We start from the raw sequence: 25,306 nt of genomic DNA on the forward strand, positions 1-25,306 counted from the left end.
CTAGACGCCCCCCGCGAGCGAGCGGATGCCCGCGACGATGGTGACTGCGCCGAAGATGATGAAGATGCCGACGAGCACGACGATGCCGCGCCGCCAGTCGAACCGGCCGGTCAGCATCAGGTAGCCGATCAGCGCCACGGCGATCACGGCGGCGGTGGTGGCCAGGTTGCCGAGCAGGGTGCCCTGCACCCAGTTCAGCGCGGCCAGCAGCGGCGACGAACCGGCGGGGTCGCCCTGGACCTGGGCCTGCGCCGGAGCGGCGGCGAAAGCCGCGAGGGCGGTGAGAGGAGCGAGCTTTTTCATGGGCCTCACGGAGCGCCGGCGCCCACGGCGGCCGTGGCCGCCAGGCGCGCCATGATGGCGCGGACATAGGATTGGGTTTCGGCGTAGGGCGGGACGCCGCCGTAGCGTTCGACCGCCTTCGGGCCGGCATTATAGGCGGCCAGCGCCAACTTCACGTCGCCGAAGCGCCGGAGCTGCTGGGCGAGATAGGCCGCGCCGCCGTCGATGTTGCCTCTAAGGTCCGAAGGGTCCACGCCAAGGTCGCTAGCGGTTGTTGGTAACAGTTGCATGACACCGCGCGCGCCCTTTGACGAAACTGCCGCGTGATTGAAACGTGACTCCTGCCAGGCCACGGCCTCGACGATGGGCGCCGGCACGGCGTGGCGGGCGGAGGATTCCTGGATCAGCCGCCCCATCTCCTCCGACGGGATGCGGGTAAGCTGGGCGGGTGCGGGCGGCGCGATCAAGGCGACGCTCTCGTCCGTATGGACGGCGGGGCCGGAATAGGTGGTCACTGCGCCGTCGTCGCCAATCGACAGGACCTGAGCCGAGGCGGCCGAGGCGCCGGCCAGGCCGAGGCCCAGCGCCGTGGCGAACACCGACCGACCGAACGCCCCGCGAGCCATGAGCCGCCCCCAAAAATAGAGCCCTTTGATAGCCCATGCGGGCCCGTGGCGGCCAGACCACATTGTCGCGGCGACCGTCCAGACACAGTTCCATGACAACCGCGGCGGCCGATCGCCAGCTTTGCAATGAGCTCGTCACATGTGTGTCGGGGCAGTGTCACGCCAGCAGCCTAAGAACGGCCCGGGCAGGCGGGGGACAGGCTCCGGTAAGGGTTCTGAAGTGGAGCCCCGCGTGCATGCACATGCATCTCGCGGAGATTCAAATGAACGGCGACAAGCTCAAGCTCCTTCTCCTTTGCTCGCTGAGCGCGCTGGCGCTGGCCGGTTGCGGAGCGGACGATATTTCGTCGCCGGGGACGGGCGGCAACGTCACCATCAACAACGGCACAGGCGGTAACACCGGCGGCAACAACGGTGGCAACAACGGCGGGGGCACGGTCACGCCGGCCTCCGGTTGTCCCACGATCGCCGATCCGCAGGGCCTGAAGGACGACGGCACGATCACCGGCCCGACCGGCACGTACCGCGTCTGCACCCTGCCGGCGCGCATCAACACCTCGATCCGCCTGACCAAGGTTTCCGGCCTGCTCTATCAGATGGCGGGTCGCGTCGACGTGGGGACGGACGGCGGTTTCACCGCCAGCTCTTCGGACACCAACGTCACCCTGACCATCGATCCGGGCGTGATCCTCTTCGGCGGCACGGGCCAGTCGTGGCTGGCGGTGAACCGCGGCAACAAGATCAGCGCGGTTGGCACGGCGACGCAGCCGATCATCTTCACGAGCCGCGATAATGTCCTCGGCCTCAACACCGAGACGTCGCAGGGCCAGTGGGGCGGCGTGGTGCTCATGGGTCGCGGACGCGTCACCGACTGCACCACCGGCTCGGTGGCTGCCGGCACCTGCGAGCGCCAGACCGAAGGGGCGGCCGATCCCGCGCGCTTCGGCGGCGCCAACGACGCCGACAACAGCGGCCGGATGTCGTTCGTGCAGATCCGCTATTCAGGCTTCGTCCTCGGCGCGAACGTCGAGCTTCAGTCGCTCACGGGCGAAGGCGTCGGCTCCGGCACCGTGATCGACCACATCATGAGCTACAACAGTTCGGACGACGGGTCGGAATGGTTCGGCGGCTCGCCGAACATGAAACACTACATCGCGGTCGGCGCCGACGACGACAGCATCGACGTCGACACTGGGGCGCGGATGAACGTGCAGTTCGCCCTGCTGATCCAGCGTTCCGGCGCCGGCGATGCGCTGAACGAGATCGACTCCAACGGCTTCGAGACCGACACGCCGCGCACCAAGCTGCAGATGTCGAACTTCACGATGATCCAGCCCGCAGTGAGCAGCAACAACGAGGCCAACGACCAGGCGTCGGCCCTCTACCGCGGCAACTCGGACGTGACGCTGGTGAACAGCGTCATCGCCTCGCCAAACAACGAGTGCATCCGCATGAACGGCTCGGGCGCCACGCCCGCGACGCTGACGGCGCATTCGGTGGGCCTGAACTGCAACGCCACCAAGTTCCTGGGCACGGGCAGCTACAACGCCACCCAGGTCGCCGGCTTCTTCAACGCCGGGACGAACAACCGCGACACGTTCACCCCGACCTTCTCCGGCGGCTTCATCAATGGGTCCAACGAAACGGGCCTCGTCGCCTTCAACGTGACCCCCCTCAGCGCCTTCTTCACCGCAGTGACCTACATCGGCGCGGTCAAGGACAGCGCCGACACCTGGTACGCGGGTTGGACTTGCAACAGCACCGCGGCGAACTTCGGCTCCGGCAACTCCGGCGCCTGCACCTCGCTGCCGACCACCTGATCAGCCGCCAGACTTCGTCGGATGGGGGGCGGCCGGTGACGGCGGCCCCCCTTTTTCACCAGATTTGCTTACTTCGGGGGATCGGAAAATGATCACGCGGCGGCTCACGACCTTGTTGCTGCTTTCCACCGCGCTGACCGCGCCGACATTGGCCCACGGCGCCGGCCAGCCCGCTTCCCCGCCGGACACCGCCGCGTCGGCCTCTGCTTCGGCATCGCCCGCAGCGGCCTCCCAGGAAGATCCCGAGGTCTCCATCCCCGGGGTCTCCGAAATCGTGGTCACCGGCACGCGGACCAACGTCGTCCGGTCCACCTCGCAGGTGCTGTCGGTTCTATCGAATGAAGAGATCAAGCGGAGCGGCGAGGGCAATATCGCCGGCGCGCTGACGCGCCTGACCGGTCTGAGCCTGGTCGGCAGCGGCTACGTCTATGTCCGCGGTCTCGGCGACCGCTATTCGCTGGCGCTGCTCAACGGCTCACCGCTTCCCAGCCCCGAGCCCCTGAAGCGCGTCGTCCCGCTCGACCTCTTCCCCAGCAGCATCGTCTCGTCGGCCCTGGTGCAGAAAAGCTACTCGCCCAACTTCCCCGGCGAGTTCGGCGGTGGGGTTATCAACCTCACCACCCGGTCGATCCCCCAGGACGGCTTCTTCACGATCGGCGCGTCCATTTCGGGCGACACCGAGACCACCAACCAGCTCGGCTACACCTATTACGGCAGCAAGACCGACTGGAGCGGCTACGACAACGGCGACCGCGACAAGCCACCGGCGCTCGCCGCCTTCCTGGCCAGCGGCCAGCGGATCAGCTCCGGCAGCGTCGACACCGCCAAGATCGCGAGCCAGTTGATCACCAGCCGCAACGCTGTCCTCCAGAAGGACAACAATCTTCCCGCGAACTTCTCGGTCAACGCCTCCGGCGCCCGGTCGTTTGACCTGGAGTCAGGCAACCTCGGCCTGATCGGCGCCGCCGGCTATAGCCGCAAGTGGCAGACGCGCGACGCCGTGAACCAGACCTCGCTGCAGGGCGACCTCGCGGACCTGGAGTCCGACTTCAATCGCGTAACCACCGATGAGCGGATCGTCGTCAACGGCCTGCTTGGCTTGGCCTACGAGTTCGGCGACGCGAACCAGCACAAGATCCGTTGGACCAACCTCTATGTCCACGACACGATCAAGCACGCCCGGCTCGGCCTCGGCAATCGCCACGGCACCGAGGTCGACTACATGCAGCAGGACACCGCCTGGTACGAGCGGCAGTTGATCGACACCCAACTCGTCGGCGAGTTCAGGCCCACCGAGAATCTCGACATCGATCTGCGCGCCAGCTACGCCGAAACCAAGCGCAAGGCTCCGTTCGAGCTGTCGTTCGAGTACGTCCGCACCAACGTGGCGTCCGACCCCTACGGCCAGTACTTCGTCAACCGGCTGAACAACGGGAACAACGGCGACGCGACGATCAGCTTCTCGGACCTGAATGAACGCCTTTGGTCCGGCGGCGCTGATGTTTCCTACAAGTTCTCGTCCGATCTGACCGCCACGGTGGGCTATGCCTACGCCGATACCCGCCGTGAGAGTTCGCGCCGGGACTTCCAGTTTCAGGCGCCGAACACCTTCCCGGGCGGCGTGGACATGTTCCGCCCCGACCTGCTCCTGCAGCCCTCCGTCATCAACAACTTCGGCATCACCCTGGTGGATTCGAACGAGGGCAGCCCGGCCTTCCTGGGAACCCTGGTCAACCACGCCGCCTATGCGAAGCTGAACGGCACGCTCGCCGAGACGCTGAAGTTCGACGTGGGCGTCCGCTACGAAACGGCCAAGGAAGAGGTTTCGCCGATCGAGGTGTTCAACACGCCGGGCGCCTCTACCGCAGCCACCAACCTCGACAACGACTACTGGCTGCCTGCCGCGACCCTGACCTGGCAGGTACGGCCCGACATGCAGCTCCGCGCCAACCTGTCCAAGACGCTGGCCCGGCCGCAGTTCCGCGAGCTGATCTTCCAGTTCTACTTCGACCCGGACAGCAACCGCATGTACCGGGGTAACCCCCTGCTCATCGACAGCGAACTGACCAACGCCGAGGCTCGCTACGAGTGGTACTTCGGGGCGGACCAGCGCTTCTCGGTCGCGGGATTCTACAAGCAGATCGATCACCCGATCGAATCCTACGTGTCGGGCGAAACCTTCACCACCAGCTTCGCCAACGCGCCGAAGGCCGACCTCTACGGGATCGAGCTGGAAGCGCAGAAGTACTTCGAGGCAGCCGATTGGCTGCAGGGCGACCTGTGGGCGAGCCGGCGCCTGCTGGTGGCGGGCAACTACACCTACTCGAAGTCCGAGCTGAAGGTCTCGGCGGACGATCCGGTCGCCGTGTTCAACTCCAGCTCGACCCTGGCCACCGACTTCTTCCGCGACGGTGCGTCGCTGACCGGTCAGTCCGAGCATGTGGCGAACCTCCAGATCGGGCTCGAGGACAGCAGCCGTCTCTCGCAGCAGACGCTGATGATCAACTACGCCAGCAAGCGGGTGACGAGCCGGGGCCTGGCGAACACTGGACAGCCCGACATCTTCGAACACCCCGGCTTCCGCATCGATCTGGTCCTGCGCCAGGGCGTCGAGGTGGCTGGGCGGGACATCGAATTGAAGTTCGAAGCCCGCAACCTCACCGGCCGGAAGTACAAGGAATTCCAGGCGACCGACGGCAACCGGGTCGATGTGAACACCTACAAGGTCGGCCGGGTCTTCACGCTGTCCGCGAGCACCACGTTCTAAACTCCTGGCGGGGGAGGATGGTAGTTCCTCCTCCGCTCCCAGAGCACCGTCCCGCGGGCTGCGTGGGCGGGGCTGATCACGGAACCATGGGGCGGGGACGAGCTTCAGGCTCGCGGCGGTGCTCCGAGCGGCGGTTCCAACGCGTCCGACTCGATGTCGGGCGACGGGCTCGCCCGCAACAGCTTCGCGATTTCGTTCGGCGACAGCCGGAACAGCAGGCCGATGGCCCGCATCGAGTGCCCTCGGCGATGCATGTCGCGGGCGAACCTCAATTGATGCTGGGTGAGGGGCGCGTCGGTATTCCTCGTCCGTCGACGGCCCGTAGCCCGGTGGGGGCGACGCGTCTCGTGGTCGGCCAGCAGAGCCAGGGCGCGCGGGATCGCGCCGGTGGGCGCCAGCGTCTCGATCTGCGAGCCGCCGACGATCCTGAGGGTGACGCCCGCCTCGAAGAACCGGCGGATCAGGCGGGCCAGCTCGCCTGTGGTCGCGTCGAGGCACTCCAGACCATGGACAATGACCTCGTCTCCACGCCCCAGGCCGAAGAGCAGGGCCAGCAGACTCCGGTGGGACGCCACATTCGGGTCGCCTTCCTCCAGGACGAGGTCGCAACCGGCGGTCATCACCAGGCGACGCTGGACGCTCGGCGGCGGAAGGTCCGGTGACGATCGGACGACGCCGTAGCGCATCCAGCGGGTCTCCTACGCAGACGATTCGCAGGAAGTCCCGGCGTCGTCCCCCAGTTGCGGTTCGGCGTGAGTATGTGGTCCGGCCGCGACAGTTCGATGAAAGTGACGCGAGGACTCAGTGACATGGGCGAAAAGCTTGGCCTTGGACTGCACTGTCGCGCGAGGGTCGCAAATCTTCGCGAAATCCTGGTGCGGCGTGGCGTTCGCAGGGCCCAGCCGGGGCGACTCGCCCGCGACCGCTAGGGCTTCCAGAACGCCGACGGGGGCGGGTCGAGGGTCGTATCGGGCGCCGGGACGAGGTCGTCGCCAACGGGTTGATCGGTTTCGTTCGAAAGGAGCGGGTAGGGCGGGCGGCCGGCGCGATGGGCCCGGATCATCTCCTCGACCGCCATGACGACGACCTCCGGCCGGTCGAACATCACCATGTGTGAGGACACGACGGTCTGCTGAGAGCCGAACTCGGAGGTGCGGGCGATCGCCTCATGCCGCAGCTCGACGACCGATCGGGGCTTGTCGAAGCCGTAGCTCGGGGCGGCGGCGGCGGTTTGCGACGCGGTGATGACATATATCGGGACGCTCCGCAGAACTCCGCCGATCCGCATCACCTGGTCCGAGGTGCGCCCGAAGATGTTGTCGAGTTCCGAGAGCTGGTTGCGCCAGGCGTCCGGCGCTTGAGCCATCTTGATCGCCTGGAGACCCTCCTTGACCGAAACGCAGCCCTCCCACTGCGGATCGGTCAATGGCGGCTGGGGCTGGGCTTCCGACGCCGCCAGGCAACGCTGCACGCGACGGCGGATGCCGTCGAGGCCGTCGCCGACCGGCTGCGGCGCGCGTCGCTCGAGGGTCGGGTCGAGCAGGACAAGGCCCGCGACCTGTCCCTGGCGGCGGGCGGCGAACAGGCGCGCATAGAGTCCTCCCGCCGAATGCCCCACCACCACATAGGGGCCTCCGATCCTCGCCGCCGTCAGCGCCTGGTCGAGATCTCGCACGATGGCCGCGCCGTCGCGGGGCAGCGGTCCAGGATCGCTGAAGCCGGCTCCAGCGCGGTCGTAGGCGCAGACGCGGGTGGTGCGGGCCAGGGCCGGCTTGACCTTGTACCAGGCGCCCGCCGTGGCTCCGAAGCCCGCTTCCAGTATGACCGTCGGGGAGCCTCTTCCTGTGCAGACGAGGTTGAGACGCCGCCCGTCCGGAAGGGCCACCAGCTGACCCGGCCGGGCGTCAGCCGCGGCGGCGGCCAGCTTGCCCGGGAGGCTGCAACCCGCCAGGGCGACGGACATCAGCGCCAGGATCGGTGCAGCCGTCCGCCGCCTAGGCGTCCGCGACTCGCCCCCTCGGATGCTCACACTCGCCTCGCGTCGCCTGCGACGCGGACCACTACATCACGGATCGCCGGGGGCGGCATGGGTCTTGCTTGCGAAAGGATCGGTGGAAGGTGGGCAGCTCGCGATTGCACGTTGCGTCCTTCCTGATAGGTAAGCGTAGGCGAGAACGGAGTACGCGGGTGGAGACGGTCTACGATTGGATCACCGTGGCGATCTTCGGAGGGCTGGTTGTGCTGTTTCTGCACAGATCGGTCCAGCCGGGCGAGCCGCAGGACACGATCCTTCACTATCTGCCGCCTGCGGTGGGCTGCGCGGTGGCGAACTGGTTCGGCAATGAAGGTCAGGGGCTGGTCTCGTTCCTGATCGTCCTGGCCGTGCTGGTGTACGTCGCCTTGGTGCTGAAGCCGTTCGGCCTGAACATCAAGTTCCCCAAGCGCTGAGGCTTGCGCCGACATCCGCTGGAGCTGAGGTCATTGCGCACGCCAAGGTGCCTGGGGCCTGTCGCCTGGGTGGAATGCGCCGGCTAGTCGCCGATCACCTGTGATCCAAGGGCGAGCAGGCCGCCAAACGCGCCGGCCGCGAGGCCGATGAGCGCCAGGAATATCCACATGCCTGCGCGGGTTTCCCAGAATGAGTTCTCGTTTCGGTACGGCATGCGCCCGTACATAGCTTGCGCCTGCGGCGGACGGCAATGATCTGATGCGGATTGCGTCGGCGGACGCTGGGCCATCTCGCGCCGTGCGGCCAGACGACCACAATTTTGCCCGCTGCGCGTCCGATAGGCGCACCGGCCGCGTATTTGCAAGCGAGGAGTGCGGCTGGGGCTCGCGTCACGCGAAGGCGGTCGCGCCGGTTGATCATCTACGCGGCTGGCGTGCATCTTGCTTATGTCGGTTGGGGAACATTCGCCTTGCCCGAGGGGTTGACGAAATGGGTGTTCGTTCGGCGCACGTCGATCCGGCCGGTCAGGAGCTAGCCGGCCGCAACGGCGTAGTTCTGCGAATGCAGGGCGCAAGTACGCGGTCGAGCTAGGGGATAGCGATGACAGCTTGGTTGCCGGGGAGTGATTTCGGCGTGGCGGAAGTAGCGTTGGACGAGCCCGTTGTTCCAGCCGGGAGCCGGCTCAGTCTCGCGTTCGTTTGCGCCGGCGACCCTACCAACGTGCTGACCTGGTCGGGAACACCGCTGCATATGCTGACCGCCCTCCGGGAGGAGTTCGACGTGAAGCTCGTGATCCGGCGACCGTGGGCGCCGTGGTTCGACATCACGCGCCGCGTCGTCCGTCGCGTGACCCGGGGCGCAATCGACATCTATTGGTGGCCCGCTGTAGCGGCGTGGGGCGCCAGGCGCACGATCGCGGAAGTCTCGGCCAGCGACTGCGACATCACGTTCGCGGTCGCAATCACCCCCATCTGCGCCGAATTGACCAAGCGGGGGCCGACCATCTTTGTGTCCGACGCGACGCTGGCCTCGATGGCGAACTACTATCCGCGTCACAAGGCCCTGGCGCCGTGGCTGAAGAAGGCCGCGGCCGCGCTCGAGAGCTTCTGTATCCAAAACGCCCGGGCGGCCCTGTTTCCCTCGGAATGGGCTAGCCGTTCGGCCGTGCGAGACCATGGGGGTTCGCAGGACCGCGTGGTCGAGATCGCGTGGGGCGCGAACCTCGTGGCCGATGAGGCCATCCGGCCGGAGAGTCGCTCCGAGAAGGAATGGCGGCTGCTCTTCGTGGGCGCGGACTGGTCCCGCAAGGGCGGTGACATCGTCCTGGAGACCGTCTCTGAGATGCGGCGGCGCGGCTACTCGGTGCATGTCGACGTCGTGGGCAGCTGTCCTCCGAGCGCGGCGGAAGTCGAGGGCGTGACCTATCACGGCTTCCTGGACAAGAACGTGCCGGCCGACGACGAGCGCATGAAGGGGCTGTTCGCCACCGCGCACGTCTTCTTCCTTCCAACCCAGTTCGAGGCCTTGGGCATCGTTTTCGCCGAGGCTGCGTCCTATGCCCTGCCGACGGTGAGCTACCGGACGGGCGGGGTTCCTTCGATCGTCCATGCGGGCCAGACCGGCGTGCTGTTGGAAGAAGGGGCTTCTGCTGCGGCGTTCGCCGACGAACTCATCGCCCTGCTCAGCGATCGCCGCCGTTATGTGCGGATGTCATATGCGGCGCTGGCGGCTAGCCGCGAAGAGCTGAACTGGGCGGCCTGGGCGGTCGGGGTCCGCGAGATGGTCGAGGAAAAACTGGGCGTGCAAAGACCTGCCGCCCTGGTCGCCGCCGCGCGTCGCCGGGCCGTCGCCGCCTGCGGGACTACCTTTCACTGGCGTCGATCGGCCGACGATGACGAGCCCATGTCCTCGCAGAGGCGCACGGGGACCGGCGAGATCGCCGGCGCGCGGTGAGCTGAACTGAACCGCTTGGGGCGAGGGGGCTTGCGCGGGTGCTAACGCACGCCTCCGCTGTCGCCGAGCAGGCAGGGGGCGGTGCGCAGGATGATGGCGATGTCGAGCCAAAGCGAGCGGCGCTCGACATATTCGAGATCCAGCGCCACGCGGCGACGAACGTCCTCGGCGGTGTCCACCGGGCCGCGCGAGCCGTTCACCGCGGCCCAGCCGGTCAGGCCCGGCTTGATGCGATGGCGGTGGGCGTAGGTCTCCACCAGCTTGGAGGCCTCGGCCCCGCCGCTCAGCATGCCGATGGCGTGCGGCCTAGGGCCCACGATCGACATCTCGCCGGTGATGATGTTGAAAATCTGCGGCAGCTCGTCGAGGCTGGTCTTGCGGATGAACCGGCCCACCCTCGTGACGCGGTCGTCGTCGGCGGTGACCTGGCGCGCGGCGGCGAAGTCCGAGGTCTCGACCCGCATCGAGCGGAACTTCCAGACCACGATCTCCTCGTTCATGTAGCCGTGGCGGCGCTGGCGGAAGAAGATCGGACCGGGACTGTCCAGGCGGATGGCGATGGCCACGGCGGTCATCAGGGGCGCCAGCGCGATCAACCCCAGCACCGACAGGACGAGGTCCATGGCGCGCTTCGCCTGCAGATAGCCTGACTTCTCCGTCGCGCCCGAGATGTGCATGAGGTCGAAGTCGGCGATGCGGCCGATGGCCTGGCTCTCGGTCTCGTCGTCGGTGTCGTCGAGCAGCAGGGAGATCGGGTTGGGGATGGGCGCCAGGCGTTCCAGGAGTTGCGCGATCCTGGCGCTCGCCTTGGGCGGCACCGTGACCACGATCCGGTCGACGTAGGGCAGGATGCGGTGGTCGATCATGTCGGCGGTCTTGCCCAGCACGGGCACGCCGCAGACCTCGGGGCCGACCCGCTCACGGCGGTCGTCGAAGATGCCCAGGATGTTGACGTCGCGGGTCTTCATCGCGCGCTTGATCAGGCGCTGGGCCGCCGGCGTGCCGCCGACGATGATCAGGTTGGGGGTCAACTGCCCGCGCTTGCGCAGGGTCTTCAGCACGAAGCCCCAGGCGAGGTGGGTCGCGCACAGCGCCGCGGCCGCCGTGGCCACCCACAGGGCGCAGCCGATCACCGGAAAGGTGGGGTCCAGGACGCCGCAGACCGTGCCGGCCCCGCCGCCCGCCGCCGCCGCCGCGATCAGCAGCCGGCCGAAGCGTCGGCGCGAGCGCTCTCGTGAGCTCATGGCGTAGGCGCCGGTGGAAACCAGCAGCAATACGGCCAGCAGCGGAGCGCCCAGCCACATCACCTTCGGGAAGTCCATCAGCCGGCTGGCCAGGAACGAAACGATCAGCAGGGCGGCCGCGTCGCCCGCCTGGAAGAGACGGGCCAGGCCGGCGCCCGAAACGCGGGTGCGCACGCTCTGCAGCCGCTCTGGGCGGAGCGGACCGCGGCGATGCTGCGCCGGCGTGGCTTTGCCGTCCGTGATCGCGCGGAAGGCTCCGGTGTCGTCGGCCATACTGGTCCCCAAACCCTGTCGGCGGGGACCCTAGCGGATGGCCCTGAGCGATCGGTTAATCCGGGAGACCGGTGGTCAATAGGCGCGGGTGTCGCCGAAGACCAGCGGGAGGGTCCGCCAGATGATCTTCATGTCGAGGCCGAAGGTCCAGGTGTCGATGTATTCGTTGTCGGACTGGACGCGGTCGATGATGGCCTGCAGTTCCTTCACCTCGCCGCGGAAGCCGCACACGGCGGCGTAGCCGGTCAGGCCGGGGCGGGCGCGGAAGCGGCGCTCGTAGCCGGTGACCTGCTTCGCCCAAGCCTCGTCATGGGCGACGGCGTGCGGTCGTGGCCCGATGAGGGACATGTCGCCGCGCAGGACGTTCAGCAACTGAGGCAGCTCGTCCAGGCTGAGCTTCCGCAGGATCGCTCCCAGGGCGGTGACCCGGGCGTCGCCCTGGGTGGCTTGGCGGACCGTTTCGCCATCCTCGGCCACGGTCATGGTGCGGAACTTGAAGACCGTGAAGACCTTGCCGTGCAGGCCGGTCCGGCGCTGGCGGAAGAGCGCCGGGCCGCGGCTCTCCAGGCGCACCAGCACGGCGATCGTCAGCAGGAGCGGCAGGAAGACCATCAGGGCGCCGAACGCCATCACGATGTCGAAGGCGCGCTTGCGGCGGCTGTCGGCGCAGGTGGAGGCCACGATCGGTCTGGCGGTCGGCGGCGGGCCGCCGGGCGTCGACGTCCACTTCGCTGTCTCGGCGTGGGGAGCCCGGAACTCGGCCATGCTATTCATAGCAGGCCCTGCGGTCCGGCCGGCCGGTCGGATAGAGCCCGCGGAGGAAGGCGTCCATCGCCTCGGCGCTCCAGAGGCGGACGCGAAGCTTCGGCCCCTGGGTGTCGATCTCGGTCGAGATATGGGCGTCGCCGTCGACGTCGCCGATATGCGCGCCGATGAAGCCGTAGAAGGCGGCGCGGATTTGGTCCGCGTCGTCTTCCGCTCGAAATCGCGTCTCAAATCCGGACATCTTCCCCGACCGCCCCGCAGATTACGCGCGGTCCGCAGCAAGAGCCGCGCCACGGGTCCCGTCCCGCAACTGCGTAATCTTCACTATATTCGGAGACGGTGGCCGTCCGGTTGCAGCCAGGGTTTACAAATCGTCGCCAGCGCCGGGCGTTCAGTACGCCTGGGGATCGCGGAAGATGATCAGGGCGGTCTTCGCCAGGATCGCGATGTCGAGGCCCAGGGACCAGCTGTCGATGTAGAGGTTGTCGGCGGCGATCCGGTCGCGCATGCACCGCAGGTCCTGGATTTCGCCCCGCAGGCCGTTCACCTGGGCCAGGCCCGTCAGGCCCGGCTTAGCGCGGAAGCGGTCGACATAGGCGGGGATCAGTTCGCCATAGTAGTCGTCGTGGCCCAGCGCGTGCGGCCGCGGCCCGACCAGCGACATGTCGCCCTTCAGCACATTGAGGAACTGGGGCAGCTCATCGAGGCTGAGCTTGCGCAGGACGGCGCCGATGGCGGTGACGCGCTTGTCGTCGCGGGTCGCGTGGCGGACGTTCCCCGTGTCCTCGGTCACCGTCATCGTGCGGAACTTGTAGATCGTGAAGATGCGGCCGCAGTGGCCAGTGCGCCGCTGCCTGAAGATCACCGGGCCGTCGGATTCCATCCGCACGGCCAGTGCGATGCAGAGCAGCAGCGGCAGGAAGAGCAAGAGGGCGAAGAAGGCGCCCGCGATGTCGACGGCGCGCTTGCCGAAGCTGTCGGCGACACCGGTCGCCTCGGGCGCCGATAGCGTACGGACCACAGGCTCTTCAGCCGGCGGGGCGACACCCAACGTCCTGGCGACGACATCCGTCATCTAGAGCAACACCCCAGTCCCGCACACTCCAACCGGACGTCCCTCCCGACGTCATGGTTGCTTCCTGTTAGCCTTCTTCCCAAACGAACTCTTCACGCTCGTCGGCATTTAATGTGACACAGCCCGGGAATTGGGCGGTGTCGGAGTAGAATTATGCCGTCCGACGTGTCCGTCGAACTGGTCACCCACGTTGCCGAAGCGCCCGCGGCCCGCCGCCTTCCGGTCGGTATGGGCCTCGCCATCGGCGCTTGCGCGTCGCTGGCGCTGTGGACCTGCATCGGCCTGGGCCTGCGCGCGCTTCTCGCCTAGGGACGGTCCCTCCCGACCGCCTGCGCGAAAAAACATACTCAGACCCTATACTTAAAGGGTTTTAACCGTCCGAGGCCCTGAGGGCAATCGAGGCGAAGCATCCCCGGCGCCGGCCGCACGCCACAAGCTTACCCACGATGAGCGTCAAAGGCGCTTGCGATCGTCCTCGAAGGCGATAGGTGAGGCCTCGCGGCCCGGGCGGTCGCGATGGAGACCTGAACTGCCCTCCCGCCGTGACCCCCGCCTTGGCGGCCCCGAATTCGCCGACCTGTCCGCGGCGGCGGCCTGGTACGACGGCTGGCTGCGCGAAGCAGCGCTGCCGCTCTGGGCCGAGGCCGGTGTCGATCCGGAGGACGGAGGGTTCCGGGAAGCCCTGACCTGGACGGGCGCGCCCCATGATCCGCGCCGCCGGTCCCGCGTGCAGGCCCGGCAGGCCTTCGTCTATGCCACGGCGGCGGCGGAGGGGATCCCCGGGCCGTGGCTGGCGGCGGCGCAGCGGGGATTCGACCGGTTCCTGGACCAGATGCGGCGCGAGGACGGCCTGTTCGTCGCGATCCTGGGGCGGGACGGGGCACGGGACGATCGGACGGCCTACCTCTACGAGCACGCCTTCATCCTGCTGGCGATGGCGGCCTTGGGGCGCGTCGACCTGGCGCGTGAGGTGCGCGGCCGCCTGGAGGCGTTCCGGCACGACGCGGGCGGCTTCCGCGAGGCGGGCGAATGGCCGTTCCAGGCCAACGCCTCGATGCACCTGTTCGAGGCGGCCCTGGCGTGGGAGGCGGTCGACGATGACGCCGGCTGGGCGGCGATGGCCGACGAACTGGGGCGGCTCGCCCTGACCCGGCTCATCGATCCGGCCACCGGCGCGCTCTCGGAGTTCTTCGACCGCGATTGGCGCCGGTTGCCGGGCGAGCAAGGGCTGATCGAGCCCGGGCACCAGTTCGAGTGGGCGTGGCTGCTCGACCGATGGGGCGCGGCGCGTGGCCGGGCCGACGCGCGGGCGGCGGCCGTGCGGCTGTTCACGGTCGGACGGCGCGGGTTCGATCCGCGGCGGAACGTGGTGGTCGACGCATTGACCCAGGATCTGGCGGTCCGCGACGGGGCCGCGCGCCTCTGGCCGCAGACCGAGCACCTGAAGGCCGCCCTGACCCTGGGCGACGAGGCCGCGGCGCTGCAGGCCGCGAACGGCCTGGCGGCCTATCTGGACACGCCGGCCCGCGGGGTGTGGCGCGAGCGGATGCGCGCCGACGGCAGCTTCGTCGAGGAGCCGTCGCCGGCCACCTCGTTCTACCACCTGTTCCTGGCGATCCGCGAACTGGCGCGGTACGCCGGCGAACCGTGCTAGTCACCCGCGCCATGCAGAACCCCTTCACCCGCACGCCGGCCAGGATCGCCGTGATCGGCCTGGGCTATGTCGGCCTGCCGCTGGCCGTGGCCTTCGCCGCCCGGCACGACGTCGTGGGTTTCGACATCGGCGCCGAGCGGATCGCCGAACTGACGCGGGGCGAGGACCGCACGCTGGAAGTGACGCCCGCCGAGCTCAAGGCCGCCGCGCGGTTGACCTTCAGCGCCGATCCGGCGGCGCTGGCGGACTGCAACGTCTTCATCGTCACAGTGCCGACGCCGATCGACGAGCACAAGCGGCCCGACCTTTCGGCCCTGATGGCGGCCAGCCGCACGGTCGGGGCGGCGATCGGCAAGGGCGGGGTGGTGATCTACGAATCCACCGTCTATCCGGGCGCGACGGAAGAGGATTGCGTGCCGGTCGTGGCCGAGGTCTCGGGCCTGGCGTTCAACCGCGACTTCTTCGCCGGCTACAGCCCCGAGCGGGCAAATCCGGGCGATCCGAACCACCGGCTCGCCGACATCGTCAAGGTGACCGCCGGATCGACGCCGGAGGCGGCTGATTTCGTGGATGCGCTGTACGCCTCGGTGGTGCGCGCCGGCACGCACCGGGCCAGCTCGATCCGCGTGGCCGAGGCCGCGAAGGTGATCGAGAACACGCAGCGCGACCTGAACATCGCCCTGGTCAACGAGTTCGCCCTGATCTTCCACCGCCTGGGCATCGACACCCAGGAAGTGCTGGCGGCGGCGGCGACCAAGTGGAATTTCCTGAACTTCCGGCCCGGCCTGGTGGGCGGTCACTGCATCGGGGTCGATCCCTACTACCTGACCCACAAGGCCGAGAGCCTGGGCTATCGTCCCGAAGTGATCCTGGCCGGGCGGCGCATCAACGACGCCATGGGAGGCTATGTCGCCCGCGAGCTGGTCAAGGAGATGATCCGGCGCGGCGTGGCCGTGAAGGGTGCGCGGGTGCTGGTGATGGGCCTGGCGTTCAAGGAGAACACCCCGGACCTGCGCAACACGCGCGTGATCGACATCGTGCGCGAGCTGGCGGACTACGGTGTCGCCGTGGATGTCTGCGACCCCTGGATCGACGCCGGCGAGGCGCGCCGTGAGTACGGGCTCGCCTTGGTGGCGGAGCCCGCCGCCGGCGCCTACGACGGAATCATCGTGGCGGTGGCGCACCGCCAGTTCGCCGAGCTGGGCGCCCGGCGGATCCGCGCCTTCGGGCGCCAGGACGCGGTCGTCTTCGACGTGAAGGCCATGCTGGCGAAGGGCGAGTCCGACCTTCGCCTCTAAGGCTGACGCTTATTTCGCGAGCAGGGCGCCCCTTTCTGCGGCGCCTGTCACCGAACCGCCGTTTCGGACAGCTAGACCGTTCCAACGCCGCGCGGGGCGGGCCACGGTGGCCTTGCCCTTCGGGGCGTTTCCTCCCTGAACTCGCCGCGCCCCACAAAGGCGCGGCTTTTTGTTTGCGCCGGACAGCGCGCGTAAAAAAGGCCGCGGGAGCGAACCCGCGGCCTTCTCCGGTCAGGTCGATCTTAGAAGGTGTAGGTGATCTTCCCGTAGTAGTAGCCGCCGTTGATCCCGAAGGACGAGAACGTCGGGTACTGGGTCACATAGCCGTTGGCGTTCCCGCTGAGGAAGGTGTTGCGGTAGTCCGAATTCAGCTTGTCCGGGTACTTGTTGAACAGGTTGTTGGCGCCGATCGTCAGCTTCACGGGCTCGATGATGCGGTAGCTGATCTCGAGGTCCGTGATGAACGTGGCGTCGATCTTGTTCTTGAAGCACGTCGGCGAGGTCGCTCCGGTGGTCAGCGAGCAGCCCGTGCGGCTGTCGTAGCGCGAAGCCGGCCCGTAGAGGGTCTCCTTCAGGTTCACCGACAGCTTGTCCCAGGTCCAGAACGCGCCAAGCACGAAGCGGTACTTGGGCGAGGTGGTCTCCAGGTTGCCGATCGAGGTCAGATCGAAGAGCGACGCCGGGCCCATGTTGCCGACGAGCTGCGGCGGCGGCGCAGCGATCTTGGTGACTTCAGTATCGGTGTAGTTGCCCGTCAACGACCACTGGACGCTGCCCCAGTCGGCGAAATCCGTGCTGGTGGTCAGCACGAGTTCGGCGCCGCGCGTGCGGGTGTTCAGGCCGTTGGTAAAGATGTTGATCCCGGTCTGGGTGACCGTCGGGTCCAGCACGTTGCCATTGGCCTTGATGGCCGCGAGGACGGCAGGAATGTTGTTGTCACCGCCCGAGCCGAACAGCGAACCGGAGCCCACCACCCGGTCACGGATGCTGATCTGGTAGATGTCGAGCGTGGCGGTGATCCCGTGGCCCGGATGGGCGACGAAGCCGACGCTGAAGTTGCGCGACTTCTCGGGATCCAGTCCATTCACGCCGACCAGGGCGGCGCCCGCCGAGTTGGGCGGCAGTTGCACGAAGGCCGAGGTCGGGGAGACGTTGGTGGCGGAGTAATAGCTTTCCGCCAGGGTCGGGGCGCGGAAGCCGGTGCTGGCCGTGCCGCGGATGGCGAGCTGTTCGTTGAAGTCGTAGCGGCCGGTGGCCTTGACGATGAAGGTGTCGCCGAAGTCGCTGAAATGCTCATAGCGGGCCGCGAGGTCGAGCTTCAGAGGCTCCGTGGGGCTCAGCGCCACGTTGCCGTAAACCGCGTAGCTCTTGCGGTCGTGCTTGCCGGCGTCGGTGAACTGGAAGCCCGGATAGGACTGCGAGCCTTCCTTGTAGCGAGAGCCCGCGTCGCCCGGTTTGATCTCGTAGGTCTCCTTCCGGTACTCGGCGCCGAAGGCCACGTTCATCGGCCCCGCCATGCCCACGTCGTACTCTTTGGAGAAGTCGGCCTGGGTGGTCCACTGGGTGAAAATGAAGGCGCCGGCGTAGAAGTCGGTCGGCGACTGGCCGGGCGTCGTGGCGGTCGAGGTGTCGATGTAGAGGGATCGATTGATCGAGTCCTTCACATGGATGGACACGTCGTCCTTGCCGTAGGTGGAGGCGAGGTCGAAATTCCAGCCGCCGGCCATCTGGCCCTTCAGCCCGAGCGTGGCGGAATAGTCGGTTTCGTAGATCACTTCGCGCGGGCTGAACCCGAACGGGCGGGGCACCGTGCCGTCCTTGCCGACCACCAGGTTCGGGACGCGGTAGTTCTCGTAGGCCGAGGCGTATTTGTCGCCGTAGGTGCCGAAGCTGTAGAGCTCGAGCTCGCCGAGCTCGATGCCGAAGTTGTACGCGCCGATGTTCAGCCGGTACTCCGCATCGCCGGTGATGCGGTTCATGTACGGAAAGTCCGGATGGTTCGCGAGCTGCGGGTAGCGCGACAGGCGCGACGACGAATTTAGGTTGGCGAGCGTGTTGGTGACACGCGGGTCGACGTCCCCACGGAAACTGTAGTCGTGATAGCGCGTCTGGTAGGTCAAATTCAGGTAGGAGTTCGGCACCGGTTGGAAGCCGACGTTGAGCGTCAGGTCCGCCGTCTCGCCGCCGCCGCTCATATATTTGCCGGCGCTGGCCGTGGCTGACCCGCCTTCGCTGGCGTCCTTCAGGATGATGTTGATGACGCCGGCGATGGCGTCGGAGCCGTACTGCGCGGCGGCGCCCTCCTGCAGCACTTCGATGTGGCTTACCGAACCCAGGCTGACGAAGTTCAGGTCGGCCGCGGCCCCGCCTTGGAACGGCCCGCCCAGGACCGCCAGGTTGGCGGTGCCGTGGCGGCGCTTGCCGTTGATCAGGACCAGCGCGTGGTTGGGCGACAGCCCGCGCAGCTTGGCCGACAGCGTCAGGTTGGCGGTGTCGCCGCCGAACGCCTGGGCGTTGAACGACGGCACGTTCTGCGCGATCGCCTGGATAAGGTCGGACTGGCCGACCCGCGACAGGGCCGTGGAATCCAGCACCGTGATCGGCGCGGGACTGTCGACCGCGCGCAGGCCCGTCGTACGCGTGCCGGTCACGATGACGGCGTCCAACTCGGCCGTGTCGGCCGCGCCGTCCGCTTCGGCGGCCTGGACAGCGCCCGCCATGGCGACGCCCAGAACCAGGGCGCTCACGCCCGCAAACAATCTTTTCATTCTTAGACCCCCTCGTTTTCGATGTGGGCCCTTCTCGGCGCTATTCCCCTCGAAGCGGTCTTCCAAAGCATCGGCGCCGCTATGCAGGGTCAGCACCACGTGCGTGGTCGGCCGAGTCAATAAGAGGTGGAAGACGCGTTACATGGGTATTTGTTTCATGATGAAAATATTTGCTCCCGCGCGTCTTTGCGCGGCACGATTACTGAATTTGACAATCATGTAAAATCGACGATTAGGTCGAATTCTGAATTCATAAAACTGACGCAGGAGTCAATTGATCAATTGTTGCGCGCGAGCTGCCGATTCTCCGGCCAGCACGCCGGTAAACTGCCTAATGTCTGGTCGTCCACCTTGCCAGCCGGGCTTTAGCCCAGCCGTCTGTCGCCACCCGTCCGAGGCGGCGGGGGCATGAATGATGGAGCGGGCGGTGGGCCTAAGTCGTCGGGGTTTCCTGCATAGGATCGGGGCAGCCGGCGGCTACGCGGCCGCCTATTCGGCGATGGTCAGCCTGGGCCTGATGGCCACGCCGGCCAAGGCCGGGCCCCTGCAGTTGCCGACCAACCTGGGGGCGGGGAAGAGCGTGGTGGTGCTGGGCGGCGGCATCGCCGGCCTGACGGCCGCCTACGAACTTGAGAGGGCAGGGTTCGCCGTGACCCTGCTGGAAGCGCGCGACCGGCTGGGCGGACGCAACTGGACGCTGCGCAACGGCTCCAAGGTCGAGATGGTGGGGGAGGCGACGCAGACCGTCGCGTTCTCGGACGGCCTCTACATGAACGCCGGCCCCGCCCGCATCCCAAGCCACCACGAGGGCCTGCTGGGCTACTGCGACAAGCTGGGCGTGCCGTTGGAGGTCGAGATCAACTCCAGCCGCAGCGCCTATTTCTGGTCGGCCGGTTCCAATGGCGGCAAGCCGATCCAGATGCGGCAGGGGGTGAACGACACCCGCGGCTACATCTCCGAACTGCTCGCCAAGGCGCTGAACAAGGGGGCGCTGGACCAGGACCTGACGGCCGAGGACAAGCAGAAGCTGCTGCCGTTCCTCAGGGCCTACGGCGACCTGGACCAGGGCATGACGTTCAAGGGGACCGAGCGTTCCGGCTTCGCGCAGCTTCCGGGAGCGGCCTCGCAGTTCGGCAAAGGCCGGGACCCGGTGCCTCTCAAGGAATTGTTGGCCAACGAGCAGCTCCCCTCGACCCTCTTCGAGGACGTGGTCTACATGCAGGCCACGATGTTCCAGCCCGTGGGCGGGATGGACCGGATCGCCGCGGGCTTCCAGCGGGCGATCAAGAGTCAGCTCATCCTGAACGCCGAGGTTCTGCAGATCCGCCAGACCGCCGGCGGCGTGGCCGTGGCGTGGCGCGATCGGTCGGGCGGGCCGAACCAGGTGGCGCAGGCCGACTACGCCATCGTCACCATCCCACTGAACATCCTCGCGAAGATCGACACCAACTTCGACAAGCCGGTGAAGGCGGCGATCGCGGCCGTGCCGTACGACTATTCGAACAAGATCGGCTTCGACGCCCCGCGCTTCTGGGAGAAGCAGCAGATCTTCGGCGGCATCTCGTTCGTCGGCGGCGATACGGGCCTGGTCTGGTATCCCTCCAACGGCCTGCACACCCAGCGGGGCATGCTGCTGGCCTGCTATGGCTCGGGGCCGAACGCCAAGGGCTTTGCAGCGCGGCCGCTGGAGGAGCAGATCGCCATCGCCAGGGGCGTGGTCGGCCGTCTGCACCCCGGGCACGAGGCCGAAATGTCGAACCCCGTGGTGGTGAACTGGAGCAAGATCCCCTTCAATCTCGGGCCGTGGCCGGCCTGGCCCGGCGCGGCCGGCCAGGAGGGCCATCTGGACGATCCGGCCTACCGGTTGCTGAACGAGCCCCACGGCCGCGTCTATTTCTCAGGCGCCCACCTGTCGCAGATGCCGGGCTGGCAGGAAGGGGCTGTGCTTTCCGCGCAGCGAACCCTAGGCCAGATCGCGACCCGTGTGTCACAGTCCGTCGCGGAGCGCCGCGGCGAGCGGCCCGCAGCCTGAAGCCTTCGAGGGGAAAACCATGCACAAAGCCATCCTGCCCGCCGTCCTGCTCGCGCTCGCCGCGGGTGCGGCCCAAGCCCAGAACGTCCACGTCAATCCATCCAACGCCTTCATCTCGAGTGCGGTGAAGGTGCCGGCCGGATCGGAGATGCTCTACGTCAGCGGGATCACGCCCGATCCGGTGGCGGGCGCGCCGGCGGCCACGCCGTTCGGCGACACCAAGACCCAGGTCATCAGCATCCTGACCAAGATCCAGGGGATCATGAAGGCGCAGGGCTACGAGCTGAGCGACAGCGTGATGATGCGGGTGCTGCTGGTCGGCGACCCGGCCAAGGGCGGCGGCATGGATTTCGCCGGCATGATGGAAGGCTACAACCAGTTCTACGGGCCCCTGAAGAACAAGCCCGCGCGCATTACGTCCCAGGTCGCCGCGCTGGTGCGACCCGGGATGTATGCCGAGATCGAGGTGCAGGCGGCCAAGGCGCCCGCGAAATAGTCGTCAGCGGTCGCCGGGGGGCGCCGTTCGCAGCGCGGCGTTCACGGCCGGGGCGTTCAGCGCGGTCAGCGCCTGGCCCATGGCGTCGCGATAGCAGGCCGAGCGGCGCACGGCCTGCTGGTAATCGCGCAGGCTGAAGTCGGAGGCGCCGCAGGCGCGCACGGCGGCGCGGTCCAGCCGGTTCGCCATGGTCTCGGCGCCGGCAGCGGTGGAGAGGTCGAGGCCGGCCGGCGAGACCGCGATCGACGTCGTGACCGTTGGCCCCGCCACCGCGGGCGCGGCCAGGGCGAGCGCGAAAAGCGCCGGGATGGCGATGAGTTTCATGGGGTACTCCTTCCTGGAGACCGGTCGTGCGCCGGCCTTTGGTATGGTTGGGTGCTAGATAATGCGCGCTATCCAAGCGTGAAACCCGTGGCGGCGCTTATTTCACGGGCAAGTGAGTGAAAATAGCGCCAGTTCCCGGAAAATGGCTTTGAGCGGACCGCCAGGCCCCGCGGGGCCTTGAGCCGGGTCCGGAGTCGCGCGAGCTTCGCCGCATGGATCGTCGCAGACTTCTCACCCTGGGCGCCGCCGGCCTGGCCCTGACCACCGTCGCCGGCGCAGCGGGCGCGGCCGATCTCCCCGCGCCGCTGCCCGATACGCCGCCGCCCATCGGGGCTGCCGAGCGCGAGGCGCGGGTCGCCAAGGCCCAAAGGCTGATGCGCGAGCAAGGCGTCTCGGCGCTGCTGGTCGAACCGGGCTCCAGCCTGATCTACTTCACCGGCATCCATTGGAGCCGCAGCGAGCGGCTGACCTGCGCGATCATCCCCGCAGAGGGCGAGATCGGCGTGGTGACGCCCTTCTTCGAGGAGCCCTCGGTCCGCGAGAGCCTGGGCGTCCCGGCCCAGGTGCGGACCTGGCAGGAACACGAGGACCCGCTGGCCCTGGTCGCCGGCTGGCTGAGGGACCGCAAGCTGGGATCCGGCGTCGTCGGGATCGAGGAGACCAACCGCTACTTCATCGTCGACGGCCTCAAGCGGAACCTGCCCACCGCCACGCTCAAGAACGGCGCGCCGATCGTGCGGGGCTGCCGGATGATCAAGTCGCCGGCCGAAATCGCCCTGATGCAGCACGCCTCGGACATCACCATGGCGGCCTACCGCCATGCGATCCCCAAGGTGGAGGCGGGGATGCGGCCGTCCGACATCGGCCGGCTGATGAACCAGGCGACCGTGGCCCTGGGCGGCGATCCGGAGTTCGAACTGGTCCTGCTGGGCGAGGCGTCCGCCTATCCTCACGGCTCGGGCAAGCCGCAGGCCGTAAGGGCCGGCGAGGTGGTGCTGATGGACTGCGGCTGCACGGTGGAGGGCTACCAGTCCGACATTTCGCGCACCTTCGTGTTCGGCGAACCGACGGCCAGGCAGCGCAAGGTGTGGAACGAGGTCCAGAAGGGCCAGCAGATCGCCTTCGAGGCGGCGAAGCTGGGCGTAGCCGCCGGCAGTGTGGACGACGCCGCGCGGAGCTACTACGTCGGCCTGGGCTATGGGCCGGACTACAAGCTGCCCGGCCTGTCGCACCGCACCGGCCACGGCATCGGCCTGGACGGCCACGAGCCGGTCAACCTGGTGCGCGGCGAGGCGACGAAGCTGGCGTCCGGCATGTGCTTCTCCGACGAGCCCGGCATCTACATCCCGGGCGAGTTCGGCGTGCGCCTGGAGGACTGCTTCCACATGACGGAGGCGGGGCCGAAGTGGTTCTCGCAGCCCTCGGTCTCGATCGAGACGCCGGTCTAGTTATTCGACGAGGGCCGCGAGGTTCGCGAGGCGGGAGTCCATCCTGGCCTGGCGGTCCTCGAAGCCCGGTCGATCCGCGCCATCGCCGTCAGACTCCGTAGTACTCGCGATACCAGTCCACGAAGCGGCCGACGCCCACGTCGACGGTCGTCGAAGGAGCGTAGTCCAGGACGGCGCGGGTTTCAGCCGTGTCGGCCTCGGTGCGCGCCACGTCGCCGGGCTGCATGGGCATGAGGTTGATCGTGGCCTTGCGGCCGAGCTTTTCTTCGAGGACCTCGATGTAGCGCATCAGTTCGACCCGGCGGCTCGCGCCCAGGTTCAGGATGCGCCACGGCGCCGCGCTGGTGGCCGGATCGGGGGTCTCGGAGTTCCAGGCGGGGTTCGCCACGGGCGGTCGATCAAGGGCGGCGACGAGGCCGTCGACGATATCGTCGACGTAGGTGAAGTCGCGCTGCATCCGGCCCTCGCCGTACACGTCGATCGGTTGGCCCTTGAGGATGGCGTCGGTGAACTTGAACAGCGCCATGTCAGGACGGCCCCACGGGCCATAGACGGTGAAGAAGCGAAAGCCGGTCGCGGGGATGCCGAACAGGTGGGCGTAGGAGTGGGCCATGCTCTCGTTGGCGAGCTTGGTGGCCGCATAGAGCGTGATCGGGTGTGTGGCCGCGTCGTGGACGTTGAACGGCAGGTTGTTGTGGTTGCCGTAGACCGAGCTGGTGGAGGCGAAGACCAGGTGCTTCGGCTGGACCGCGCGGCAGCCCTCCAGGATGTTCAGGAACCCCACCACGTTGGAGTCCACGTAGGTCTCGGGGCTCTCCAGGCTGTAGCGGACGCCGGCCTGGGCGGCGAGGTTGACCACCCGCTCCGGCTTCACCTCGGCAAACAGCGCGGGCACGCCGTCACGGTCGGCGAGGTCGAGCTTGGCGTGCCGATAGCCCTTGTGGGCCTCGAGGATCGCCAGGCGCGAGGCCTTGAGCTTGGGGTCGTAGTACGAGTTCAGGCTGTCGAGGCCGACCACCGTGTCGCCGCGCTCGAGCAGTCGGCGGCTCAGGTGGAAACCGATGAAGCCGGCGGAACCGGTGACCAGAATCGTCAAGACGTCGCCTCGCTGCCTGCGCCGATGCGCAAGCGTGCCTAGCGGTCGCCGGGTTGCAAGGCGATTAAGTTCTCAGCGCGCGGCGAGGCCGACCACGTCGCGCATCCGGGAAGCTCGGGTGGCCTCGGCCACCGCGGTGTTGCGGGCCTCCAGCACGTCGCTGGCCCGCATTTGCGACAGGACGGGGAACATCGCCGACAGCATGGCCACCAGCAGGCCCACACGGCCCTCGCGCCAGCCCCCACGGCCCACATATCCGCGCAGGAAGGTCGCGGCGCCCGCCAGCAGGCCCGAGGCGAGGTTCACCGGCCGGCCGGCGTCGGCCAGATCCTCGGCGGCGAGGGCGGTGAGACGATTCAGGCGCTCCAGCAGCCCGCCGACGTCGCGGCCCAGCGAACGGCGGATGGCGCCGGTTAGAGCGCCGCCGGAGCGGCCGGCCATGACGGCCGGGGCGTTGAGGCGCCGCGGCTCCCAGGCCTTCAGGCCGCGCTTGTAGAGGCGCGGTTCGGCCCGCGAGCTCAGTGCGCCGGCCCAGCCTTCGCGCACCAGCGTCTCGCCCACGTAGTTGTCGATGGGCAGTTCGTACCAGTCGCCGGCCGGACGCATCTGCAAGACGGCGCGGACTTCCCAGGCGAGGGCGGCGTCCACCAGCTCGTCCGGGTCGATCTCGAGGATCCAATCGCCGGAGCAGGCCTCGACGCCCGCGGCCTTGCGCTGGCTTTCGAGCGGAAAGATGCCGTCGATGACGATCGCGCCCTGCCGGCGCGCGACGTCCTGCGAGCGGTCCGTACAGCGGTCGGCGACCACCACGATCTCATCGCAGAAGGAGAGTTTGCGCAGGCATTCCGAAAGCCTCGCATCCTGGTTCTGCACGCAGACGAGCGCAGATAACCTGACCACCCCGAACGCTCCCATCCCGACGACCCCGTTACGAGA

23 protein-coding genes are annotated in these 25,306 nt (G+C 67.8%); 10 read left to right on the forward strand and 13 right to left on the reverse strand.

Annotated features, from left to right (window positions below):
- Window positions 1-303, reverse strand: coding sequence for a TrbC/VirB2 family protein (locus EPO51_RS16405; RefSeq protein WP_363200836.1), 303 nt, complete (start codon window positions 301-303; stop codon window positions 1-3).
- Between the two features lie 5 nt (window positions 304-308).
- Window positions 309-908: a lytic transglycosylase domain-containing protein gene (locus EPO51_RS16410; protein WP_293352480.1), complete on the reverse strand. Its 600-nt coding sequence runs from the start codon at window positions 906-908 to the stop codon at window positions 309-311.
- 263 nt (window positions 909-1,171) lie between these two features.
- On the opposite strand from EPO51_RS16410, the gene EPO51_RS16415 reads away from it, so the two are divergent.
- Both EPO51_RS16415 and EPO51_RS16420 read left to right on the forward strand, forming a co-directional pair.
- The gene (locus EPO51_RS16415) at window positions 1,172-2,728 is read left to right on the forward strand and encodes a hypothetical protein (protein ID WP_293352482.1); all 1,557 of its coding nucleotides are present in this window, start codon (window positions 1,172-1,174) and stop codon (window positions 2,726-2,728) included.
- A gap of 88 nt (window positions 2,729-2,816) precedes the next feature.
- Window positions 2,817-5,495: a TonB-dependent receptor domain-containing protein gene (locus EPO51_RS16420; protein WP_293352484.1), complete on the forward strand. Its 2,679-nt coding sequence runs from the start codon at window positions 2,817-2,819 to the stop codon at window positions 5,493-5,495.
- A gap of 104 nt (window positions 5,496-5,599) precedes the next feature.
- Here EPO51_RS16420 and EPO51_RS16425 read toward each other — a convergent pair whose 3' ends face one another.
- Together EPO51_RS16425 and EPO51_RS16430 are read right to left on the reverse strand one after the other, a co-directional pair.
- The gene (locus tag EPO51_RS16425; protein ID WP_293352486.1) at window positions 5,600-6,181 is read right to left on the reverse strand and encodes a hypothetical protein; all 582 of its coding nucleotides are present in this window, start codon (window positions 6,179-6,181) and stop codon (window positions 5,600-5,602) included.
- Between the two features lie 239 nt (window positions 6,182-6,420).
- Entirely contained in the window at window positions 6,421-7,458 is a 1,038-nt protein-coding gene (locus EPO51_RS16430; protein WP_293352488.1) for an alpha/beta fold hydrolase, read from the reverse strand.
- Between the two features lie 224 nt (window positions 7,459-7,682).
- On the opposite strand from EPO51_RS16430, the gene EPO51_RS16435 reads away from it, so the two are divergent.
- The gene (locus EPO51_RS16435; protein ID WP_293352490.1) at window positions 7,683-7,943 is read left to right on the forward strand and encodes an XrtV sorting system accessory protein; all 261 of its coding nucleotides are present in this window, start codon (window positions 7,683-7,685) and stop codon (window positions 7,941-7,943) included.
- Window positions 7,944-8,026: 83 nt separating this feature from the next.
- Here EPO51_RS16435 and EPO51_RS16440 read toward each other — a convergent pair whose 3' ends face one another.
- Window positions 8,027-8,170 (reverse strand): hypothetical protein, encoded by a 144-nt coding sequence (locus tag EPO51_RS16440; protein ID WP_293352492.1) that lies wholly within the window; start codon window positions 8,168-8,170, stop codon window positions 8,027-8,029.
- 524 nt (window positions 8,171-8,694) lie between these two features.
- Between EPO51_RS16440 and EPO51_RS16445 the strand changes: the two genes are divergently transcribed.
- On the forward strand, window positions 8,695-9,897 hold the full coding sequence (locus tag EPO51_RS16445) for a glycosyltransferase family 4 protein (protein ID WP_293352494.1): 1,203 nt from the start codon (window positions 8,695-8,697) through the stop codon (window positions 9,895-9,897).
- A gap of 41 nt (window positions 9,898-9,938) precedes the next feature.
- Here the strand turns inward: EPO51_RS16445 and EPO51_RS16450 are convergent, their stop codons facing one another.
- The 4 genes from EPO51_RS16450 to EPO51_RS16465 all read right to left on the reverse strand — a co-directional run bounded on the left by EPO51_RS16450 (window position 9,939) and on the right by EPO51_RS16465 (window position 13,254).
- Window positions 9,939-11,414, reverse strand: a complete 1,476-nt coding sequence (locus tag EPO51_RS16450) for an exopolysaccharide biosynthesis polyprenyl glycosylphosphotransferase (RefSeq protein ID WP_293352496.1) — start codon at window positions 11,412-11,414, stop codon at window positions 9,939-9,941.
- A 75-nt stretch (window positions 11,415-11,489) separates the two neighbouring features.
- Window positions 11,490-12,179 (reverse strand): sugar transferase, encoded by a 690-nt coding sequence (locus tag EPO51_RS16455; protein WP_293352498.1) that lies wholly within the window; start codon window positions 12,177-12,179, stop codon window positions 11,490-11,492.
- A 1-nt stretch (window position 12,180) separates the two neighbouring features.
- Window positions 12,181-12,420, reverse strand: coding sequence for a hypothetical protein (locus tag EPO51_RS16460; protein WP_293352500.1), 240 nt, complete (start codon window positions 12,418-12,420; stop codon window positions 12,181-12,183).
- Window positions 12,421-12,570: 150 nt separating this feature from the next.
- Window positions 12,571-13,254 (reverse strand): sugar transferase, encoded by a 684-nt coding sequence (locus EPO51_RS16465; protein ID WP_293352502.1) that lies wholly within the window; start codon window positions 13,252-13,254, stop codon window positions 12,571-12,573.
- 153 nt (window positions 13,255-13,407) lie between these two features.
- On the opposite strand from EPO51_RS16465, the gene EPO51_RS16470 reads away from it, so the two are divergent.
- The 3 genes from EPO51_RS16470 to EPO51_RS16480 all read left to right on the forward strand — a co-directional run bounded on the left by EPO51_RS16470 (window position 13,408) and on the right by EPO51_RS16480 (window position 16,206).
- Window positions 13,408-13,563: a hypothetical protein gene (locus EPO51_RS16470; protein WP_293352504.1), complete on the forward strand. Its 156-nt coding sequence runs from the start codon at window positions 13,408-13,410 to the stop codon at window positions 13,561-13,563.
- Window positions 13,564-13,717: 154 nt separating this feature from the next.
- A complete protein-coding gene (locus EPO51_RS16475; RefSeq protein ID WP_293352506.1) occupies window positions 13,718-14,908 on the forward strand; it encodes an AGE family epimerase/isomerase in 1,191 nt (396 codons plus the stop codon).
- Window positions 14,902-16,206: a nucleotide sugar dehydrogenase gene (locus EPO51_RS16480; RefSeq protein WP_293352508.1), complete on the forward strand. Its 1,305-nt coding sequence runs from the start codon at window positions 14,902-14,904 to the stop codon at window positions 16,204-16,206. The genes EPO51_RS16475 and EPO51_RS16480 overlap by 7 nt, the downstream gene beginning before the upstream one ends.
- A 242-nt stretch (window positions 16,207-16,448) precedes the next feature.
- Here EPO51_RS16480 and EPO51_RS16485 read toward each other — a convergent pair whose 3' ends face one another.
- Complete coding sequence (locus tag EPO51_RS16485; RefSeq protein ID WP_293352509.1) at window positions 16,449-18,974, reverse strand: TonB-dependent receptor plug domain-containing protein; 2,526 nt, start codon at window positions 18,972-18,974, stop codon at window positions 16,449-16,451.
- Window positions 18,975-19,386: 412 nt separating this feature from the next.
- Here EPO51_RS16485 and EPO51_RS16490 point away from each other — a divergent pair, with 412 nt between their 5' ends.
- Complete coding sequence (locus tag EPO51_RS16490) at window positions 19,387-21,006, forward strand: flavin monoamine oxidase family protein (RefSeq protein ID WP_293352511.1); 1,620 nt, start codon at window positions 19,387-19,389, stop codon at window positions 21,004-21,006.
- A gap of 19 nt (window positions 21,007-21,025) precedes the next feature.
- Window positions 21,026-21,502 (forward strand): RidA family protein, encoded by a 477-nt coding sequence (locus tag EPO51_RS16495; RefSeq protein ID WP_293352513.1) that lies wholly within the window; start codon window positions 21,026-21,028, stop codon window positions 21,500-21,502.
- Window positions 21,503-21,505: 3 nt separating this feature from the next.
- Here the strand turns inward: EPO51_RS16495 and EPO51_RS16500 are convergent, their stop codons facing one another.
- Window positions 21,506-21,826, reverse strand: a complete 321-nt coding sequence (locus tag EPO51_RS16500; RefSeq protein ID WP_293352515.1) for a UrcA family protein — start codon at window positions 21,824-21,826, stop codon at window positions 21,506-21,508.
- 212 nt (window positions 21,827-22,038) lie between these two features.
- Here EPO51_RS16500 and EPO51_RS16505 point away from each other — a divergent pair, with 212 nt between their 5' ends.
- Window positions 22,039-23,274 (forward strand): M24 family metallopeptidase, encoded by a 1,236-nt coding sequence (locus EPO51_RS16505; RefSeq protein WP_293352517.1) that lies wholly within the window; start codon window positions 22,039-22,041, stop codon window positions 23,272-23,274.
- An 88-nt stretch (window positions 23,275-23,362) separates the two neighbouring features.
- On the opposite strand, the gene EPO51_RS16510 is transcribed toward EPO51_RS16505, so the two are convergent.
- Both EPO51_RS16510 and EPO51_RS16515 read right to left on the reverse strand, forming a co-directional pair.
- Window positions 23,363-24,370, reverse strand: a complete 1,008-nt coding sequence (locus EPO51_RS16510; protein WP_293352519.1) for an NAD-dependent epimerase — start codon at window positions 24,368-24,370, stop codon at window positions 23,363-23,365.
- A gap of 72 nt (window positions 24,371-24,442) precedes the next feature.
- Complete coding sequence (locus EPO51_RS16515) at window positions 24,443-25,270, reverse strand: glycosyltransferase family protein (RefSeq protein ID WP_293352521.1); 828 nt, start codon at window positions 25,268-25,270, stop codon at window positions 24,443-24,445.
- Between the last annotated feature and the right edge of the window lie 36 nt (window positions 25,271-25,306).

Source organism: Phenylobacterium sp. (genome assembly GCF_004297125.1).
Taxonomy (GTDB): Bacteria; Pseudomonadota; Alphaproteobacteria; order Caulobacterales; family Caulobacteraceae; genus Phenylobacterium.

Coding starts and splice junctions, on each gene's coding strand:
- EPO51_RS16445 (WP_293352494.1), top strand. CDS start 8,695: ATGCTGACCGCCCTCCGGGAGGAGTTCGACGTGAAGCTCGTGATCCGG.
- EPO51_RS16410 (WP_293352480.1), bottom strand. CDS start 908: ATGGCTCGCGGGGCGTTCGGTCGGTCGGTGTTCGCCACGGCGCTGGGC.
- EPO51_RS16465 (WP_293352502.1), bottom strand. CDS start 13,254: ATGACGGATGTCGTCGCCAGGACGTTGGGTGTCGCCCCGCCGGCTGAA.
- EPO51_RS16470 (WP_293352504.1), top strand. CDS start 13,408: ATGCCGTCCGACGTGTCCGTCGAACTGGTCACCCACGTTGCCGAAGCG.
- EPO51_RS16490 (WP_293352511.1), top strand. CDS start 19,387: ATGATGGAGCGGGCGGTGGGCCTAAGTCGTCGGGGTTTCCTGCATAGG.
- EPO51_RS16440 (WP_293352492.1), bottom strand. CDS start 8,170: ATGTACGGGCGCATGCCGTACCGAAACGAGAACTCATTCTGGGAAACC.
- EPO51_RS16420 (WP_293352484.1), top strand. CDS start 2,817: ATGATCACGCGGCGGCTCACGACCTTGTTGCTGCTTTCCACCGCGCTG.
- EPO51_RS16415 (WP_293352482.1), top strand. CDS start 1,172: ATGAACGGCGACAAGCTCAAGCTCCTTCTCCTTTGCTCGCTGAGCGCG.
- EPO51_RS16505 (WP_293352517.1), top strand. CDS start 22,039: ATGGATCGTCGCAGACTTCTCACCCTGGGCGCCGCCGGCCTGGCCCTG.
- EPO51_RS16500 (WP_293352515.1), bottom strand. CDS start 21,826: ATGAAACTCATCGCCATCCCGGCGCTTTTCGCGCTCGCCCTGGCCGCG.
- EPO51_RS16430 (WP_293352488.1), bottom strand. CDS start 7,458: ATGTCCGTCGCCCTGGCGGGTTGCAGCCTCCCGGGCAAGCTGGCCGCC.
- EPO51_RS16450 (WP_293352496.1), bottom strand. CDS start 11,414: ATGGCCGACGACACCGGAGCCTTCCGCGCGATCACGGACGGCAAAGCC.
- EPO51_RS16495 (WP_293352513.1), top strand. CDS start 21,026: ATGCACAAAGCCATCCTGCCCGCCGTCCTGCTCGCGCTCGCCGCGGGT.
- EPO51_RS16455 (WP_293352498.1), bottom strand. CDS start 12,179: ATGGCCGAGTTCCGGGCTCCCCACGCCGAGACAGCGAAGTGGACGTCG.
- EPO51_RS16405 (WP_363200836.1), bottom strand. CDS start 303: ATGAAAAAGCTCGCTCCTCTCACCGCCCTCGCGGCTTTCGCCGCCGCT.
- EPO51_RS16485 (WP_293352509.1), bottom strand. CDS start 18,974: ATGAAAAGATTGTTTGCGGGCGTGAGCGCCCTGGTTCTGGGCGTCGCC.
- EPO51_RS16425 (WP_293352486.1), bottom strand. CDS start 6,181: ATGCGCTACGGCGTCGTCCGATCGTCACCGGACCTTCCGCCGCCGAGC.
- EPO51_RS16460 (WP_293352500.1), bottom strand. CDS start 12,420: ATGTCCGGATTTGAGACGCGATTTCGAGCGGAAGACGACGCGGACCAA.